Origin of the sequence: Bartonella jaculi (assembly GCF_039543045.1) — a bacterium.
Taxonomy (GTDB): domain Bacteria; phylum Pseudomonadota; class Alphaproteobacteria; order Rhizobiales; family Rhizobiaceae; genus Bartonella; species Bartonella jaculi.
On the sequence record NZ_BAABIZ010000077.1, the window covers coordinates 1 to 2,779 of the forward strand.

The window sequence follows — 2,779 nt, forward strand, 5'->3', positions numbered from 1 at the left end:
CGAATCTTAAAACAACCTTTGAAAGGTCTTTGAAGACCCTTTGAGAACCCCTTAAAAACTCTTTAAAACAAAATAAATTGGTACAAAACCTAGTGGCAAAATATACAAAACCTGCCGACAAGCTACAGCTGGCAAGCTACAAACCTGCTGGCAAGCTACAAAAAAAACACCTACAAAATCAATAAGTTATAGCACGATAAAAGTGCTGTGGCGGAGGGGGTGGGAGCGTTATATTTATATAAAATCAATAACTTATATAAAGGTAAGGGAATTTTATGGTTATTGATTTTATTAGCTTATTTTTCTGTCTATCCCGAACCTTTTTGTAGATTATTCTTAATCATTTTATCTAAATATGAAACTAAATTTGCTCGTATGGTGCTTGACTCTTATTGTCATCAATCGTATAGTGTTGGTATACGATAAGGGGCGATAATGGCAATTGTGAGTTTCAAACATAAGGGCTTAAAATTATTTTATACAACAGGTTCTACAAAAGCTATTCGATCAGATCACGTAAAAAAATTACGCGTTATCTTGACGGCTTTAACAAGTGCTACTACGCCTGAAATGTTGAAAGCACCTGCCTTTAAAATGCATCCTCTTAAAGGTGAACTTACAGGCTACTATTCTATATGGGTGAATGGAAATTGGCGTGTTACTTTTCGCTTTATAGGAACAGATGTGGAGCTTGTTGATTATCAAGACTACCATTGATGAAAGGAACAAAAACAAATGATGCATAATCCTGCACATCCGGGTGAAGTTCTAAAAGTAGCTTTCTTGGAAGAAATGGGGCTATCAATACAAAAATTAGCTGATCATCTCCATATGACAAGAGCGTCTCTCTCAAGAGTGATTAACGGACATGCTTCTATGAGTACTGAGCTTGCAGTTAAATTAGAGTTGGCTGGTTTTAGTAAAGCAAAATTTTGGTTAGATATGCAAACAAACTATAACTTATGGCAAACAATGCAACAGGCACAACCACCTATTTCTCCTCTGGTTTCTGATGCACCACAAACGCCGCTTTGATTTTGTTCATAATTTTGCTGGTGCTTTGCTTTGTTTTGTTTTTAAAGGCTACCCATTGCCTTAGTTTTTTTGAAGTTTTTTAATTGCTTCTATTGCGAGACGTTTTCTATCGGCTGTTTTGGTATAAAGGGATGCCATTTTATCTTCTGTCCAACCAAAAAGCGCTTTCATTTGTGAAACTGTAGCGCCTGCATTAGCAGCACGTGTTGCTGCTAATTTTCGCAATCCATGTGCTGATTTTTTAATATTCGCCGCATTACATGCTTCACGAAATAGGTTGCCAAAACTTTCTTTGACAAGCTTATTTCCACCTTTACCACAAATGAATGTTTCATCACCTATGGGACCAATTTTAAGGGTTTCCTCTAATTCTGGTAAAATAGGAAGAAAAACATCCGTTTTAAATTGGCTCTTTTCTGTTTTAATATGAATGATATTATCTTTGACATCTTTCCAGCCGATACGAACAGCGTCACCACGGCGCAAGCCCGTATAAAGAAGAACATCAATCCAAACACGTTCATGGGTACCATGTGACCAATAGTGATAATATTTGTCTATGTCCTCTTCTAGCCATGGCAGTAATCCCTCGCTGTTCAGAGATTTGGGTGCTTTTATATTAAAGGCAGGATTTCTATTTAAAAGGGCATTATCAACCGCCCAATTAAAGAGACCGTTTAAAGACGTTAAAAAATGTTTTGCTGCTGCGGGAGTATCACGCCTTCTGTCTACGGCGTCAAGAATATGGTGTTTTTCTATGCTTTTATACGCGCGATCACCAATATGTTTAGAAACATTGTTCAGAATTCTATATTTAACTTTTTTCGTGGATTCTGATTGATTATGCCATTGCATGCTTTGTAAATACTGATGTAACAACCAATCGAAAGACCCTTCTGTAAGTCTGGTTTGTTTTATTTTCTTGGAGGCGCCATTTTGCGCTTGTTTAAGGGCAATCGTATAATTGTCAACAAACTCTTGTGTTCCGTAAGTTCCTTCAATCCGAAATCGTGGTCCATGACCAATACGTACATACCATATGATTTTACCATGGCGTGTACATTCACGAACAAGATATGGTGGACGACGCTTTGGCATGGCTAAAACTTTATGTCATCGACAGGGAGGCAGGATGGATTTGTACTACATTCTTCTTGCTCGTTTTCAAGAGGTGGAAAATCTTCAATACTGTAAGCATTACTCCTTGTTGTTGGTGGTGTTATAATTTTATTGATATGAATGAATAACTCTCCAGTAGGTTTTATTTCTACAACCTCTGCTCCTTGTTTTTTTGCTTCTCTTAAAGCACGTGCAATGGCTGGTTGGGTTATGGTAGGTGGGCGGTGTGCCATGTCTGTTCCCCTTGATTTAGTTGCAATTCACCCGTGTTGTGAATCATGATTTTTTTTGAAAATTGTGGTAAGAGGGTGGGGGTGCTGGGAGGAGAGAGCACCCCCATAGGTTTAAGCGGCTTTTGCCAAAATCTTTTGCATCTCTTGTTCTATTTCTTCTAAAAAGATCTCGATCGCTTTATTGATCGCTTCAATGTGTTCCTCATCACGATTGATACGTTTGATTTTCATGCGCAAGTGAGATGATATACCTACAAAGTTTGGGTTATAGCTCATGAAATGACACCATTTGCGTCCCGTACAAGCCATTTGGAATTGCATTTGTGCGATATATTCAGGCTTGATAGTGTCATCTATAAAAAAGCGTAAATGGTTTGGTGATTGTAGGCATT

Annotated in this window: 4 protein-coding genes and 1 pseudogene; 2 read left to right on the forward strand and 3 right to left on the reverse strand. The window is 37.9% G+C overall.

Annotation, left to right across the window (positions count from 1 at the left end):
- Window positions 1-435 precede the first annotated feature (435 nt).
- A complete protein-coding gene (locus ABD915_RS09250; RefSeq protein ID WP_004854509.1) occupies window positions 436-717 on the forward strand; it encodes a type II toxin-antitoxin system RelE/ParE family toxin in 282 nt (93 codons plus the stop codon).
- A gap of 18 nt (window positions 718-735) precedes the next feature.
- Entirely contained in the window at window positions 736-1,035 is a 300-nt protein-coding gene (locus tag ABD915_RS09255) for a HigA family addiction module antitoxin (RefSeq protein WP_345117605.1), read from the forward strand.
- A gap of 60 nt (window positions 1,036-1,095) precedes the next feature.
- On the opposite strand, the gene ABD915_RS09260 is transcribed toward ABD915_RS09255, so the two are convergent.
- From ABD915_RS09260 to ABD915_RS09270, 3 genes and pseudogenes are all read right to left on the reverse strand, one after another.
- Window positions 1,096-2,133, reverse strand: a complete 1,038-nt coding sequence (locus ABD915_RS09260) for a tyrosine-type recombinase/integrase (protein ID WP_345117607.1) — start codon at window positions 2,131-2,133, stop codon at window positions 1,096-1,098.
- Between the two features lie 2 nt (window positions 2,134-2,135).
- A complete protein-coding gene (locus ABD915_RS09265) occupies window positions 2,136-2,387 on the reverse strand; it encodes a hypothetical protein (protein WP_345117609.1) in 252 nt (83 codons plus the stop codon).
- A 111-nt stretch (window positions 2,388-2,498) separates the two neighbouring features.
- Window positions 2,499-2,779, reverse strand: a pseudogene (locus ABD915_RS09270) (lambda exonuclease family protein); the annotation flags it as partial.